Source organism: Carboxylicivirga sp. M1479 (assembly GCF_007097485.1).
Taxonomy (GTDB): Bacteria; Bacteroidota; Bacteroidia; order Bacteroidales; family Marinilabiliaceae; genus Carboxylicivirga.
The window spans coordinates 172089-186594 of record NZ_VKDE01000018.1 but is presented as its reverse complement, the minus strand read 5'-3'; the positions used below and the strand labels follow the sequence as shown (position 1 = coordinate 186594).

Annotated in this window: 12 protein-coding genes; 8 read left to right on the top strand and 4 right to left on the bottom strand. The window is 36.8% G+C overall.

Going from position 1 to position 14506, the window contains the following annotated elements; translation table 11 throughout:
• The first annotated feature begins 9 nt into the window (after positions 1-9).
• From FNN09_RS12630 to FNN09_RS12610, 5 genes are read left to right on the top strand one after another with little or no spacing between them, the layout of a single operon-like run.
• Positions 10-1005 carry a VWA domain-containing protein gene (locus FNN09_RS12630; protein WP_255434109.1) on the top strand — a complete coding sequence of 332 codons (996 nt, stop codon included), beginning with the start codon at positions 10-12 and terminating at the stop codon, positions 1003-1005.
• 51 nt (positions 1006-1056) lie between these two features.
• Positions 1057-2115 carry a VWA domain-containing protein gene (locus FNN09_RS12625; protein WP_255434108.1) on the top strand — a complete coding sequence of 353 codons (1059 nt, stop codon included), beginning with the start codon at positions 1057-1059 and terminating at the stop codon, positions 2113-2115.
• Positions 2116-2117: 2 nt separating this feature from the next.
• Positions 2118-2846: a tetratricopeptide repeat protein gene (locus FNN09_RS12620; protein ID WP_143302724.1), complete on the top strand. Its 729-nt coding sequence runs from the start codon at positions 2118-2120 to the stop codon at positions 2844-2846.
• 34 nt (positions 2847-2880) lie between these two features.
• A complete protein-coding gene (locus FNN09_RS12615; RefSeq protein WP_143302723.1) occupies positions 2881-4701 on the top strand; it encodes a BatD family protein in 1821 nt (606 codons plus the stop codon).
• Between the two features lie 2 nt (positions 4702-4703).
• A complete protein-coding gene (locus tag FNN09_RS12610) occupies positions 4704-5453 on the top strand; it encodes a tetratricopeptide repeat protein (RefSeq protein ID WP_143302722.1) in 750 nt (249 codons plus the stop codon).
• A 584-nt stretch (positions 5454-6037) separates the two neighbouring features.
• On the opposite strand, the gene FNN09_RS12605 is transcribed toward FNN09_RS12610, so the two are convergent.
• Complete coding sequence (locus FNN09_RS12605) at positions 6038-6994, bottom strand: hypothetical protein (protein WP_143302721.1); 957 nt, start codon at positions 6992-6994, stop codon at positions 6038-6040.
• Positions 6995-7181: 187 nt separating this feature from the next.
• On the opposite strand from FNN09_RS12605, the gene FNN09_RS12600 reads away from it, so the two are divergent.
• From FNN09_RS12600 to FNN09_RS12590, 3 genes are all read left to right on the top strand, one after another.
• Positions 7182-8804, top strand: a complete 1623-nt coding sequence (locus FNN09_RS12600) for a sensor histidine kinase KdpD (RefSeq protein ID WP_143302720.1) — start codon at positions 7182-7184, stop codon at positions 8802-8804.
• A gap of 9 nt (positions 8805-8813) precedes the next feature.
• Complete coding sequence (locus tag FNN09_RS12595; RefSeq protein ID WP_143302719.1) at positions 8814-9515, top strand: response regulator transcription factor; 702 nt, start codon at positions 8814-8816, stop codon at positions 9513-9515.
• Positions 9516-9610: 95 nt separating this feature from the next.
• A complete protein-coding gene (locus tag FNN09_RS12590; protein ID WP_143302718.1) occupies positions 9611-10243 on the top strand; it encodes a DUF4097 family beta strand repeat-containing protein in 633 nt (210 codons plus the stop codon).
• 49 nt (positions 10244-10292) lie between these two features.
• On the opposite strand, the gene FNN09_RS12585 is transcribed toward FNN09_RS12590, so the two are convergent.
• From FNN09_RS12585 to htpG, 3 genes are all read right to left on the bottom strand, one after another.
• Positions 10293-11216 carry a CPBP family intramembrane glutamic endopeptidase gene (locus FNN09_RS12585; RefSeq protein WP_143302717.1) on the bottom strand — a complete coding sequence of 308 codons (924 nt, stop codon included), beginning with the start codon at positions 11214-11216 and terminating at the stop codon, positions 10293-10295.
• Positions 11217-11369: 153 nt separating this feature from the next.
• On the bottom strand, positions 11370-11945 hold the full coding sequence (locus FNN09_RS12580; RefSeq protein WP_143302716.1) for a GPR1/FUN34/YaaH family transporter: 576 nt from the start codon (positions 11943-11945) through the stop codon (positions 11370-11372).
• A gap of 350 nt (positions 11946-12295) precedes the next feature.
• Positions 12296-14350, bottom strand: a complete 2055-nt coding sequence (gene htpG, locus FNN09_RS12575; RefSeq protein WP_143302715.1) for a molecular chaperone HtpG — start codon at positions 14348-14350, stop codon at positions 12296-12298.
• Between the last annotated feature and the right edge of the window lie 156 nt (positions 14351-14506).

Sequence of the window (14506 nt, the reverse complement as noted above, 5' to 3'; positions counted from 1 at the left end):
GTATTAACAATGATGAACGATATAACATTTTCGCAACCATATTTTTTCTGGCTCCTGATTATTGTACCAGCATATATCGCTTGGTATGTCTGGAAACAGAAAAGCATGCAAGCATCTCTTAAAATCTCAACACTAAAAGGTTTTGAAAACGCACCAGTCTCAAAAAAGGTTTATTTGCGACACTTGCTTTTTGCATTTCGCGTACTCAGCATCGCTTTGTTAATAACGGTATTGGCTCGACCACAGTCAAGCAATAGCTTTCGCAAAGAAATAACCGAGGGTATTGACATTATGATGGCCATTGATATTTCAAGTAGTATGTTGGCCGAGGATTTTAAGCCCAATAGATTGGAGGCAGCCAAAGATGTAGCAGCCGATTTTATTAAAGGTCGATCCGATGATAGAATAGGGTTAGTTATTTATGCCGCTGAGAGCTTTACTCAATGCCCTTTAACAACCGATCACAATGTCTTGCAAAATCTGTTTAAAGACATTAAGATGGGCTTACTAGATGACGGAACAGCGATTGGCATGGGCCTTGCAACTGCCGTTCATCGAATAAAAGATAGCGACGCAAAAAGTAAAGTAATCATTTTACTTACCGATGGAGAAAATAACAAAGGTGAGATAGCCCCAATGACGGCAGCTGAGATTGCTAAAACCTTTGGTGTACGTGTCTATACAATCGGGGTTGGCACCAATGGCATGGCTCCTTTTCCAATGCAAACCGTTTTTGGTAAGCAATACCAGCAAGTAGAAGTTAAAATTGATGAAGAATTGCTACAGGGCATTGCCGATATGACCGATGCGAAGTACTTTAGAGCAACCGATAAACAAAAGCTAGACGAAATATATAAAGAGATTGATTTATTGGAAAAAACGAGAAACGAGGTACAAGAGTACACAAAACACAAAGAAGAATATTGGTGGTTTGCCGCCTTTGCAGGATTATTTCTGCTTTTGGAGATATTCTTACGAAGTACGGTATTCAGAAATTTACCCTAATAGGACTTGTTAATTTCTTCAACAATTGATTAACTAACGAATTACAACACAATGAATATATTCAGGTTTGAACATCCAGATGCACTTTACCTGCTTTTACTAATACCTGCTTTGGCTTTTATTCATCTTTTTTTAGCCCGAAAAAGAAGAAAGGCGCTTGAGGAGTTTGGTAACATTGATTTGCTTAATGAACTTATGCCCAATGTATCATTCAAAAGACCCACAGTTAAGTTTTACATTATGCTTTTGGCATTTGTTTTACTGATAATAACCATTGCAGGCCCTCAGTATGGTAGTAAATTACAAACGGTTAAGCGTAAGGGTATAGAATTAATAGTGGCATTAGATGTTTCCAATAGTATGATGGCACAAGACATTGAACCCAACCGATTGGAAAGAGCTAAAAGAGCAATCTCCAGGCTGATTGATAAATTAAGAAACGACAGGGTTGGATTTATAGTTTTTGCAGGAGAAGCCTATGTGCAACTACCCATTACTACCGACTATCCATCAGCAAAAATGTTCCTCAACTCCATTAATACCGACGCTGTTGGAACGCAAGGAACTGCAATTGGTGCAGCTATCAACAAAGGGATGGAATCATTTACCTCGCAAGAGGATGTGAATAGAGCTATTATTGTTATTACCGATGGTGAAAACCATGAAGATGACCCAATTGCGGCGGCTGCAAAGGCCGTTGAGGCAGGCATTAAAATCTATACTGTTGGAATGGGATTACCCAAAGGAGCTCCAATACCAATTCCAGGCGGTAGAAGCAACGACTTTATGAAAGATCGTAATGGTAATGTGGTGATATCAAAACTTGATGAACAAACATTACAAAAAATTGCTATAACAGGTAATGGCGCATACATACCAGCCAATAATATTCGAAATGGAATAAATAATTTGGTTGATGAATTAAGCGAGTTGGAGAAATCAGAGCTGGAAGCAAAGGTTTACACTCAACACAATGATATATTTCAATACTTTGCCTTAATCGCTTTATTACTCATCATCATTGAATTTGTAATTCTGGAGCGCAAAAACAAACGATTGAAGCACATCAATATTTTTGAAGTGAAGAACAAGAAAGATAATGCTGAATAATCATGAAGAACACGAAATATATAATCGTATTTGCAGCCCTTATTCTTGGTTTTATAAGTGCTAATGCTCAGGATGAACGAAAATTCATCCGCAGCGGAAATAGTCAATTTGCTGACTCTGCTTTTCTGGAGTCGGAAATAGAATACAGGAAAGCACTTGATAAAACAGGTGATTCTTTTGAGGCACAGTTTAATTTGGGTGATGCTCTTTTCAAGCAAGAAAAATTTAACGACGCATTGGATCAGTTTCAAATTTTAGCGGGTACAGAAAAAGCCCCAGAGCGATTAGCGCAGGTACACCATAACATCGGCAACAGCTATTTTGCCATGCAGAAATTTGAAGAAAGCATTGAAGCTTATAAAAATGCTTTGCGAAATAATCACGAGGATCATGATTCACGCTACAATTTAATTGCGGCTCAAAAAATGCTTCAACAGCAGCAGGATCAAGAGCAACAGAATCAAGATCAGGAAAACAAAGATCAACAACAGGATCAGCAACAAGAAAATAAAGAGCAAGAACAACAGAAAGATCAACAACAAGACCAACAGCAGAATCAGGACCAGCAGGAACAACAAAAAAACCAACAGCAGCAGCAGCCTGAAGAACAAATGTCAAAAGAAGATGCTCAACGCCTGCTCAATGCAATTCAGCAAGATGAGAACGAATTGCAGAAAAAATTGCGTAAAGCTAAAGCTTCACAGAAAACAAAAACTGAAAAAAACTGGTAGAAGTACTATTTTTGCAAAAACATAATCTTAAAATATGCGACTAATTATACTTTCACTTATATTGCTTACCGCCAACTTAACTCAGTTAAGTGCTCAGGATGTAAAATTTACAGGCAGAGCTCAAACAGCGGTTGTTGTAGGTGATAAATTCCAATTGGTATACTCTTTAAACAAAGAAGGAAGTGACATTCGACTACCTGCCCTACAAGATTTTCAGATATTAATGGGGCCAAGTACATCCTACTCTACTAGCACTACTATTGTTAATGGGAAAGTATCACGTGAAACATCCTATACATTTACTTTCATCCTAAAGGCGCTAAAAGAGGGACAAATGTCAATTCCTCCTGCCAGCATAATGGTTGATGATAAAAAGGTAACTTCCAATACAGTATCGATTAAAGTAGTTAAGGGCGATGCTCAAGCTCAACAGCACAACCAAAATAGCCAAGTGGCAGGTGGCGCACCTAGCGACGATGATTTGTTTATTACGGTTACTCCATCAAAAAAGAATGTTTACCAAGGGGAATCATTGGTTCTGTCAACAAAAATATATACCAAAGTACAACTTGAGGGTCTATCGGACATTAACCAACCTGAACTTTCATCTTTTATCACTCAAACTTTAAAAAATGAAGATGGAATTAAATGGAGTATGGAAAATATTAATGGCAGAACATACAACGTTGGAACCTATGAGCAAAAGCTTCTTTTTCCTCAAAAATCAGGTAAGCTAACCATTAAACCAACCGAAATTGAGTTTATGGTTCGTCAGCGTGTGGCCAGAAGCCGTTCTCGTAGCATTTTCGACGACTTTTTTGAGTCTAACCACCGAACGGTTAAGAAAAGAGTTAAATCAAAACCTCTAACAATCAATGTCAAACCACTTCCGTCAGGGCGTCCAGAAGGTTATACGGGTGGTGTTGGACAACTGAATATGAAAGCCAGCGTTACCAAAACCGATGTAACAGTTAATGATGGAATTACATTAAAGGTGGTTGTTAACGGAACGGGAAATCATAAATTCATAGAAGAGCCTCAAATCAAGTTTCCTGCCGACTTTGATGATTTTGACGCAAAAATAACGAATGGCATCAGCAATACTACACGCGGCATGCGAGGTTCTAAAACCTATGAATACTTGATGATTCCTCGACATGCAGGCACATTTACCATTCCATCTATCAAATTCGCTTATTTTGATCCTGCTAAAGGTCAGTATAAAACAATTGAATCTGGTAACATCAATTTAAATGTTGCCAAAGGCGAAGGTAACGAAACTGCTAGCAGCGGTGTTGTTCGATCGAATGTCAACAAAGAAAATGTCAAATTCATTGGGAAAGACATTCGATTTATCAACACAAACAAAACGAAGCTGAAACCAATTGGCACCTTTTTTATGGGTAGCTTGAGTTTCTATTTAGCATTATTCATCCCCTTGTCGTTGTTTATTCTTTTGGTGCTGATTAATCAAAAGCGAATAAAGGATAACTCAAATATTACCTTATTAAAAACAAAGAAAGCCAATAAAGTAGCCATTAAGCGCTTAAAAAAATCAGCCAACTTCCTTAAAGCTGGTGAAAAAGAAGCTTTTTATGAAGAGGTGCTACGAGCATTATGGGGTTATTTGAGTGATAAATTAAGCTTGCCTTTAAGTGAATTATCTAAAGACAATGCAGGAGAAGTATTAAGTCAATATCAAGTTAGCGACGAGCTTAAGTCTGCAATAATGGAAATACTGGACACATGTGAATTTGCACGATACTCGCCATCCTCTGGAACAGACGAAATGGATCAGTTGTACAAACAAACAATCACAACCATCAGTAAACTTGAAAATCAAATAAAACGCTAAAAATGAAGCAGATTATTATAACATTCGTTTTGTGCCTGTTGGTTGGAAACTCCATTGCGCAAGACGACCGATATGCAGAAGGCAACAAACAATATAGTGATGGCGATTATCAATCGGCAATTGATACCTACAAGGGAATATTATCTACAGGTGTTGAAAGTGGGTCGCTTTATTTTAATTTAGGAAATGCCTTTTATAAAAATGGAGAATTGGCCAACGCCATTCTTAATTACGAACGAGCCATACTATTAAAACCTCATGACAAGGATATAAAGTTCAACTTAGAGTTGGCTTACTCGCAAACAACTGATAAAATTGAGTCAGTAGATGACTTTTTTCTTAGCAAATGGGTTGTTGACTTTAGAAACAAAACCACATCTGACACATGGGCTTTTATTGGCATTAGCTTTTTTGTACTTACGCTTGTTATGGCAGCACTTTTCTTCTTTTCTAATTCTTCATTACTTAAGAAAGCAGGATTTTATCTGGGTGTAGGCCTCTTGCTTGGTACTTTTGTCACGTTAACCTTTAGCTACCACCAAAAGAATAAGCTATTGGTGCGCCACCATGCCATTGTTTTTAGTCCGTCATTAACCGTTAAAAGCTCTCCTGATGCCAGCGGAACAGAGATTTTTATTCTGCACGAGGGCACAAAAGTTGAGATCCTGAGCTCATTGGGTCAATGGAAAGAAATACAAATAGCAGATGGAACTGTGGGTTGGGTAGAAGAAAGCTCTATCGCAATGATATAAATTCATTTTAAAGAAATGAAAGTAAACTATTTTCACACGTAAGGAGCCAATATGATTGCTATCAACGTAGGATCATATTTAAATATCGACGAGAATAATTTGGTTAAAAAAACACATAAAAAAAGCTCCCTGTCCGTTGACAAGGGGCTTTTTTGTTATAAACACCCAAACTATCGATTGGCTCAACTTATTTCTAAAAACAAGCACCAATCAATCATATTTTATAAACTACTGTTCTTTTCAATTACATACTTGTTTAGTATAAACCAGCCCCAAACCAGGACAACTATAACGCTAATAACTTCTACTACAAACATTTGTTCTTTATTTGCGATTCTAAATATCAATTGCTTTGCCACAATTTTCAAGAGACTGTATTTCTGACGTTTAGCGCTAACACAACCTCTCTGACTATCCAACATTTGGACAATATCTCAATATTTGGACACTCCTCTATCCAAAAACTAATTGCTTTTACATTTCAACCATTGATACGCTGATATTCTATTTCAAATATATACAGCAAAAAAAAAGCGTTTGCACTACAATGAGTTCAAACGCTTTTAGGTATTAAGTGGTAGTTCTTACAGCACTATCTTTCGACCAAAGAGCTGATTATTTTTAGATAAAATATAGTAATAAGGAGCTTCTTCCTCTTTCAAGTCAAGCTCTTGTTTGAATACTCCTGATTTTATATCACTTTCCTCTTTCACTTTTTCCCCTTCCTGATTAAACAACTGCATTTGGAAATCTCCCGCTGGCAGTTCACACTCAATATGCACTAAAGTTTGAAGTTTATCATCTTCCATTATTTTTTCAAACTTAACCTTTAAACTATTAAGATCCAGAGGCTCGGACATTAACTTTTTAGTTGAGACACCAAGTTCATTTAAAAAAGAAATGTCCTCCAAAGGAATTGATTCGACCTTTACAGTGCTATGATATTCATTTTTTTCTTTCCAGGCCATTGGCATATCGTGCGTGTCAGAAGCAATCACAAATGTTTTAACTTCATGCTTGCCATCTTCATCGCCATGAATCTCTTTTTTAATGATTTTAACATGATCTCCTTCATCATTAATAAACTCCTCGATGTCTACTTCTGCTCCGCCACTTTGCATTATCACCATACGATTACCGCCCTTGGATGCATGTCCCATTTCTTCTAACATGATGCCTTTTTCTTTTAAGAGCTTTTCCATCTCTATATGCATTTTCTCAACATCGCCATCAAATTCGAAATTGAAATCGTTTAACGAATCCATTTTAAATGCCATTACCCGCATGTGTTTATCCATATCATGATGATGCCCCTCCATGATACTATCCAGGTTAATTACTTTGGTATTGCCATCACTCTGAAAAACAAAAACATCGTGATTAAAAGTGGTATCCATATCCACAACTTTACCACCATCACTTGTTATCACTTTTACTTTAACTTGATTCTTTTTTGTTGTTTGTGCAATAGCACCAAACACCATACTTACTAGTATTATCCCAGTAAGGACGATTTTAAGTGAGTTATTTCCATTTTTCATAGCCAAATAATTATAAGTTAGTACTGTAATTTACTCGTAATACCAATTGATGTCAATTAACAAAATCAAAAGTACAAACACATTGAAATTAAAGCGGTTAAGATGCGGTTAAAAACAGTTAAGGAAAAGTTAATGTATAGAAGTGCTTACAGTCAAAGCATTATCTTTACCATGTAAACAGTGAATTATGAAGCGAAAATCAATACTTGGTTTAATACTACTTATGAGCCTCTCTATGTTGGGGATTATCGGCGCTCAGTTTTTATGGATCAAGCAATCAGTACAAGTTCAAAAGGAAAAGTTTCAGGCATCGGTTTATCGTTCATTGGATAATACCGTTCGTCGTTTAGAGCAAGAGCAGAGTGCCAACTACATTTTTCAAGAATTTTTTCAAAACCCTAAATCACAAAGTAATACAACATACAAAAAAGATGCGAATGGCAATGTGGCAATCATTCGTCAACAAAGTAATCGTACAGGGACAAAAGACAAAAACTATTACCATAAACAAGACACCGTTATAACGCAGGGAGGTGCTCGTATTGAGGTACACACCGAAGTAAATGGCAACCATAGTGAGCACCAGGTTTGGATTGATGCCAGTGGAGAAGCTGTTGATATTATCGAAATTGAAAATAAGCTACTGCACGCCGAAGACTCCATTAAAGTGGTAATGAAAGCTATGGAGCATCGAAATAAGGAAATTAAAGAGGTGTATGAACAAATGAAGCGAGAGATTCAAGCACGCCACAACCCTTTACAGCAGCGAATCGATTTAAAACACCTCAATAGTGTTTTACAGGAGGAGCTTATTCAAAATGGCGTAGATACCCAGTTTGAGTTTGGCATTTTCAATAAATACTCGCAACAACTCACTAATTATCAGTCATCAAGTTTTAACCCAGCGCATTTACAAAACCTTGATGCCTTTAGGGTCAACCTTTTTCCCAGGGATATATTCAGAGGCTTATCCACTTTTGAATTAATGATTTATTTCCCCGATGTAGCCACGTACCTGTTTAAAACGCAAGGCCTGATGGTTTCATTGTCAAGTATTTTTACCTTGTTTATTTTAATTACTTTCTTCATTACCATACGAACTATTCTCAACCAAAAGAAAGTGGCTCAAATAAAGACAGACTTTATCAATAACATGACGCATGAATTTAAAACGCCGATTGCGACTATTAGTCTGGCAACTGACAGCATTTTAACACCTAGTATTATTAATAATGAAGAACACGTACGAAACTTCTTAAAAATTATAAAAGAAGAAAACAGTCGAATGAATAGCCATGTAGAACGTGTTTTACAAATGTCGCAAATTGAAAAGAAAGACTTTTCAGTTGTACGTGTATCGAAAGATGTACACGAACTCATATTTAAAGCTGTAGACAATATGCAGCTCCTGGCTAATGAAACTGGAGGAAACATCAGTACTTCGCTAAAAGCAGAATTAAGCGTGTTTTTAGTTGATGAAATTCATTTTACCAATGTGATTGTTAACTTGCTCGAAAACGCTCTTAAATACACAAAGAATAAGCCAGAAGTAAACATATCAAGTCAAAATAATGGCAATGGCATTCAAATACGCATCAAGGACAATGGCATAGGCATGACACGTGATCAGCAAAATAAAATATTTGAAAAGTTTTACAGGGCAGAGGGAGGCAACATCCACAACGTAAAGGGTTTTGGACTGGGGCTAAACTACGTAAAAGCCACCATTGATGCACATCAGGGTAATATTAGCGTTAAAAGCAAAGTGAATTTTGGAACAGAATTTATTATTCAACTTCCATATAAATAAGTGATGATGATGGAAACAAAAAGAGTATTTATGGTGGAAGATGATCGTAATTTTGGAACGGTCATGAAAGCCTATCTTGAGATAAATAAATTTAATGTTACCTGGGTAAAAGATGGCTTATTAGCCTTTAAACGATTCAAAGAAAGTCAGTTTGACATCTGCATACTCGATGTAATGCTACCTAATATTGACGGCTTTACTATTGCCCGAGAAATTAAAGAGTCGACCCCCGATATACCAATCATATTTCTGACAGCTAAAGTTATGAAGGAGGATATGCTGGAGGGTTTTAGCACAGGTGCAGATGACTATATTACCAAGCCTTTCGATTCGGAAATACTAATTTGTAAGCTAAATGCTATTCTTAACAGAAACAAAAGACAGCAGGCAATAGAAATACAAACCGAATACAGCATAGGGCAGGCCGTATTTAACCAAGAGTTCAGAACTATACACATTAAGGAGGAAGAACATAAGTTATCGCCCAAAGAGGCGGGCTTGTTAGTACTTTTGTGTCAAAATAAAAACAAAGTACTACCGCGCGATAAAGCCCTGAAAGAAGTCTGGGGAGAAACAGGTTATTTTACAACCCGAAGCATGGATGTTTACATTACTAAATTGCGTAAATACCTAAGAGATGTTGAAGGGGTAGAAATAATTAATATCCATGGAAGTGGCTACCAGTTACGGATCGACGAAGAAATAGAATAACGCATTTGAAAGAAGCCTTTGATGATATTGAAACCAGTTGTAACTAAACTAAACGTTCGTGCGTCCTACATTCATAATCGGATAAATTTTTAAAAATGAGACAACTATTATTAATACTGGGAGTTCTTTGTATTTCAGCTTACGCATGGGCACAAGGAGGCAAAACATCGGTTGACAAAACATTTGAAAACATTACCGACATTGAAGTAAACGTGGTGTTTAGCAATGTTGAAATTGAAGCCGTAGAAGGTAATTCGGTGCATGTAAAAGGTTCCTTGAGTTGGGATAGACAAAAGGATGAATACGAGATTGTAACTCGCCAATCGGGTACTACATTAATTGTGGAGGTTGACCACCCGCGTAATTCTAAAGGAAGTGCACGAGGTAATTTCACTATTAGCATGCCAGCTATGAGTGATGCAGATGTAAATAGTGTAAGTGGCGACATAAAAATATCAGGCATTGGCCAACGCAAAGTGAAATGCAATACAGTATCGGGAAATGTAACAGCTCAAAAAATAGGCAGTGACATATCGGCAAATACGGTATCTGGTAATATTGTTTTAGCAGGCGTTAAAGGAAATGCAAAAACCAATACCGTTTCGGGTAATGCTGAACTTTCTGATATTGATGGTAGTTTAAAAGGCAATTCTGTTTCGGGTAATTTTCGCATAGTTAATTTGAAAGGCAATCGCGAAATAAGTACTCTATCCGGGAGTATACGCTAGGTTAAATATCTAATAACATAGACAAAGCACTGCTAATAGCGGTGCTTTTTTAGTTAATGGCAAATCCATCTTCTATTTGAGAAAAAACACTACGCCAAGGCCACTTGTACTTAAATGCAAGGGCAGCAATCATTACCAATTGTGCTATAATAATGGGTACAAAAGCATCTGGAAAATTTACTTCTTTCATCAATAACAAGGCATCTGTTTTAATAATGCTATTAGCATTGACAACAAAAATAGTAGCGAATACATTATTAGCAGCGTGCAAGCCCATTGCCAATTCTATTCCATCATCCAGTACCGATATAATAGCATACGATAAGCCAATTAAAAAGTAAAGCAACAATACAGTCCAAAAGCCAACACCGTTCAAAATAGGATTAAAAGCATGTATTACAGCAAAAAATATGGTAGGAATAAGTATGACTAAAAACCGACTTTTTGTCAAATGTGCCACCCCTTGTGCTAAATAACCTCTAAATATTATTTCATCGAAAAAGGCCTGAAAAGGAACCATAAAAACCGCAACAAGACCAAGCGGAATTAAACTGTTCCAGTGCAAGCGCACTTCGTAATTATCTATGTCTAAATAATAATCGGCACCAAATAGAAAGGCTTCGACCACAAAGCAAATTGCAAATCCTATGATAATGCGCCGCCATCGGATAAGCCTCGTTCCATTTATAACCGTTCTAAAGCTTTTGTGATGTAAATGACTATAAACAAAAGCAAAGGCTATCAACATAAAAATAAAGAAGAGAGCCAATATACCTATCTGAACTGTTGGGTTGCTAGCATAATGGATCGAGTTATTAATTTCAATCGAAACGCTTCCAACAGCATCCTCATTTGTATTTAGAAGATAATACCAAGCAACCACTAGCTGAGCAAGCACAGGAAAAAGTGCCAGCATCAACAAATACTTCCACCAATTATTCTTCTTTGCGTTTTTACTTGTCAGATGTTTCATGTAGTGATAGTGAGATTAAGGCAAAATAGACCTTTACACCACTAGCGTCAAGCATGTTAGTAAGCACTTTTGGCTCACTCATCAAAATACTAAGCACAAAAAAGCCCGAACATAACCGTTCGGGCTTCCTATTATATCATTTTTCGTCAATGCTTATGGCATTGGAAGAATCTGCTTTCCGTACACTTCAACTAATAAAGTAGCGATAGCAATGTATAAGGCACTTGCACCACAAATAACACCTTCGATACCTGCAATAGTATGAATTAAGTGACTACCTGTAAAATTAGCAATGGCTAACAAAGCAAATAATAACACCACTGTACCAAATAACCAAATCATTGTTTTAGTCATTTTAAGTGTTGCAATCCACAATCCGAAAGTAAAAATACCCCAAACTGTTAGGTAATAACCCATAGCTGTTGCAGATGGCGCCTCACCTAATCCCATTTTTGGGAAGATCCAAACAAACACTAAAGAAATCCAAAATGCACCATATGATGTAAAAGCCATCATACCAAACATGTTGTTTTTCTTCCACTCAAGCATACCTACTAAAATCTGAATAAGTCCACCCATCATGATACCCATACCCATAATCATGGTGTCTAACCCAAAAAGACCGGCATTATGCAGGTTTAATAGCATTGTTGTCAATCCAAAACCGGTTAGTCCTAGGGGAGCCGGATTAGTTGTTACATCTTTAGCGATGAAAACGTTTTGTTCCATTTTTTCTGGTTTTAAAAATATTATTGACAGCTATTACTCCTTACAGTGATCAAATACTAGCTGTTCATTTAAAATCGGCGCAAAAATAGATAATTGATTGAATTAATAAGCTATGCTAAATCATACAATGCCTAATTATTTCGTTAAAAGATGTTAAGGAGGATGGAGGATGAAAATTACAGTCTGTTGGCTTGTGCATTCATTGAAAATGTATAACACACGAAACAACAAGGAATGGGTTTAATCTCCAATTTAGTGTAACAAAAAAAGGTGTGAAAATCATTTATAATAAAAAGAAAGCCCGAAAACTAAATGCTTTCGGGCTTGTATTTAATCCTATTGAAAGGTAATTAAATTAAATCGATGCTACGCTTAACAAACTTAGTTAAAGCTTCGCCTTTTAGCATGTTGTTTGAAAGTAATGCCAGGTCGATTAACTGAGATACCATTTTGTTGGATGATGCGAATGTTGAAAGTTCAGCATCTTTCTTAGCATTCAATTCAGTTAACTTCTTATTAAGATCTTCCAACTCATCTTTGTCAGCCTGAGCAATTTCCTCGTCCTTCTTACCTTCTTTAGCTTTTTCCAGCTCAGCGCGTTTACCATCTAAACCATCAATCTTACTGCGCAATGAAGCGACCTTCTCTCCCACTTCTTTCTCTTCGTCTTCAATGATGCGATTTACCAATGGATGGTTGCCATTCACAACTAAATTGTAGCTATCAGGCATCTCGCCGTAGAAATTCATTCCACCGCCACCCAACTGACTCATTTCTTTCATACGACGCATAAACTCCTGCTGCGTAATCATCACTGGTGTATCGTTTTCTGCTAATGCTTCAAATGTTACAATGAAGTTCAATTTATCAACATTAGGCACCTGCGAACTGAAAATAGTTGTCAAATCTTGCTTTTGAGCATCTGACAATTTCAATTCCATAGTATCAGCTTTTGGAATCAATTTCTCAGCGATATCGCTATCAACACGCACAAAACGCGACTTCTCAAACTTACTCTCTAAGGTATTAACAAAATGGCTATCTAACTGACCATCCAATACAACAACATCGTATCCCTTGTTTTTAGCTGCTTCAATAAAACTAAACTGAGCTTCTACATCTGTTGCATATAAGTATACCAACTGATCGTCTTTATCAGTTTGGTTATCTTTAATAATAGCAGCATACTCATCAAAAGTAAAGTATTTACCATCTGTATTTTTCAAGAGAGTAAACTTCTTAGCACGGTCGTAGAACTTCTCTTCAGTAAGCATACCATACTCAACAAAAATCTTCAAGTCATCCCACTTGGCCTCAAAACCATCACGGTCTTTTTTAAAGATTTCCTCTAAACGGTCAGCTACTTTCTTAGTAATGTGGCTTGAGATCTTCTTAACGTTACCATCGCTCTGTAAGTATGAACGAGAAACATTCAAAGGAATATCTGGAGAATCAATTACCCCATGTAAAAGAGTTAAGAACTCAGGCACAATTCCTTCAACTGAATCGGTTACATAAACCTGGTTACAGTATAACTGAATCTTATTCTTCTGAACCTCTACGTTGTTTTTCAACTTAGGGAAATAAAGAACACCCGTTAAGTTAAATGGATAATCCACATTTAAATGGATATTGAACAAAGGCTCATCAGACATTGGGTACAATCCCTGGTAGAATTTGTTATAATCTTCATCCTTTAATTCAGATGGCGTACGTGTCCATAAAGGCTTTGTCTCGTTGACAACGTTATCCTTATCTGTCTCCTCTTGCTTGCCATCTTTATACTCTGTCTCTTTACCAAAAACAACCTCAACAGGTAAGAAACGACAGTACTTTTTCAATAAAGTATCAATCTCAGCTTTTGTTGCATACTGCTTATTGTCTTCATCGATATAAAGAACAATATCAGTACCGCGATCGGCTTTTTCAACCTCTTCCAAAGTATACTCAGGGCTTCCATCGCAACTCCACTTAACAGCTTGTGAACCATCGCGGAATGACTTAGTAATGATTTCTACCTTTTCAGACACCATGAATGATGAGTAGAAGCCTAAACCAAAGTGACCAATAATTGCATTGGCGTCTTTCTTATATTTTTCAAGAAATTCGTTAGCTCCTGAAAAAGCTACCTGATTAATATATTTGTCAATTTCTTCTGATGTCATACCAACACCACGGTCAGAAATTGTAATCGTCTTTTTCTCTTCGTCAAGAATAACACGAACAGGAGCCTCGCCTACTTCGCCTTTAAACTCGCCTACTGAAGAAAGTGTTTTTAGTTTTTGCGTGGCATCAACAGCGTTAGATACCAACTCGCGTAGAAATATCTCATGATCAGAATAAAGATATTTTTTGATGATCGGGAAAATGTTTTCGGTAGTTACACCAATATGTCCTTTTTGCATCGTCACTAATATTTATATTTTAAAAAAATCGTTTTAACGGCACAAAGTTATCAAAGCCTGTGCCATTCGTCAATGTGTGACAATGCGACAGAACGAGATGACAGTGTAAGGTAATTTTGGCAGAAGCTAAGGTTAGAAGGTAGAATAAGGTGCTTG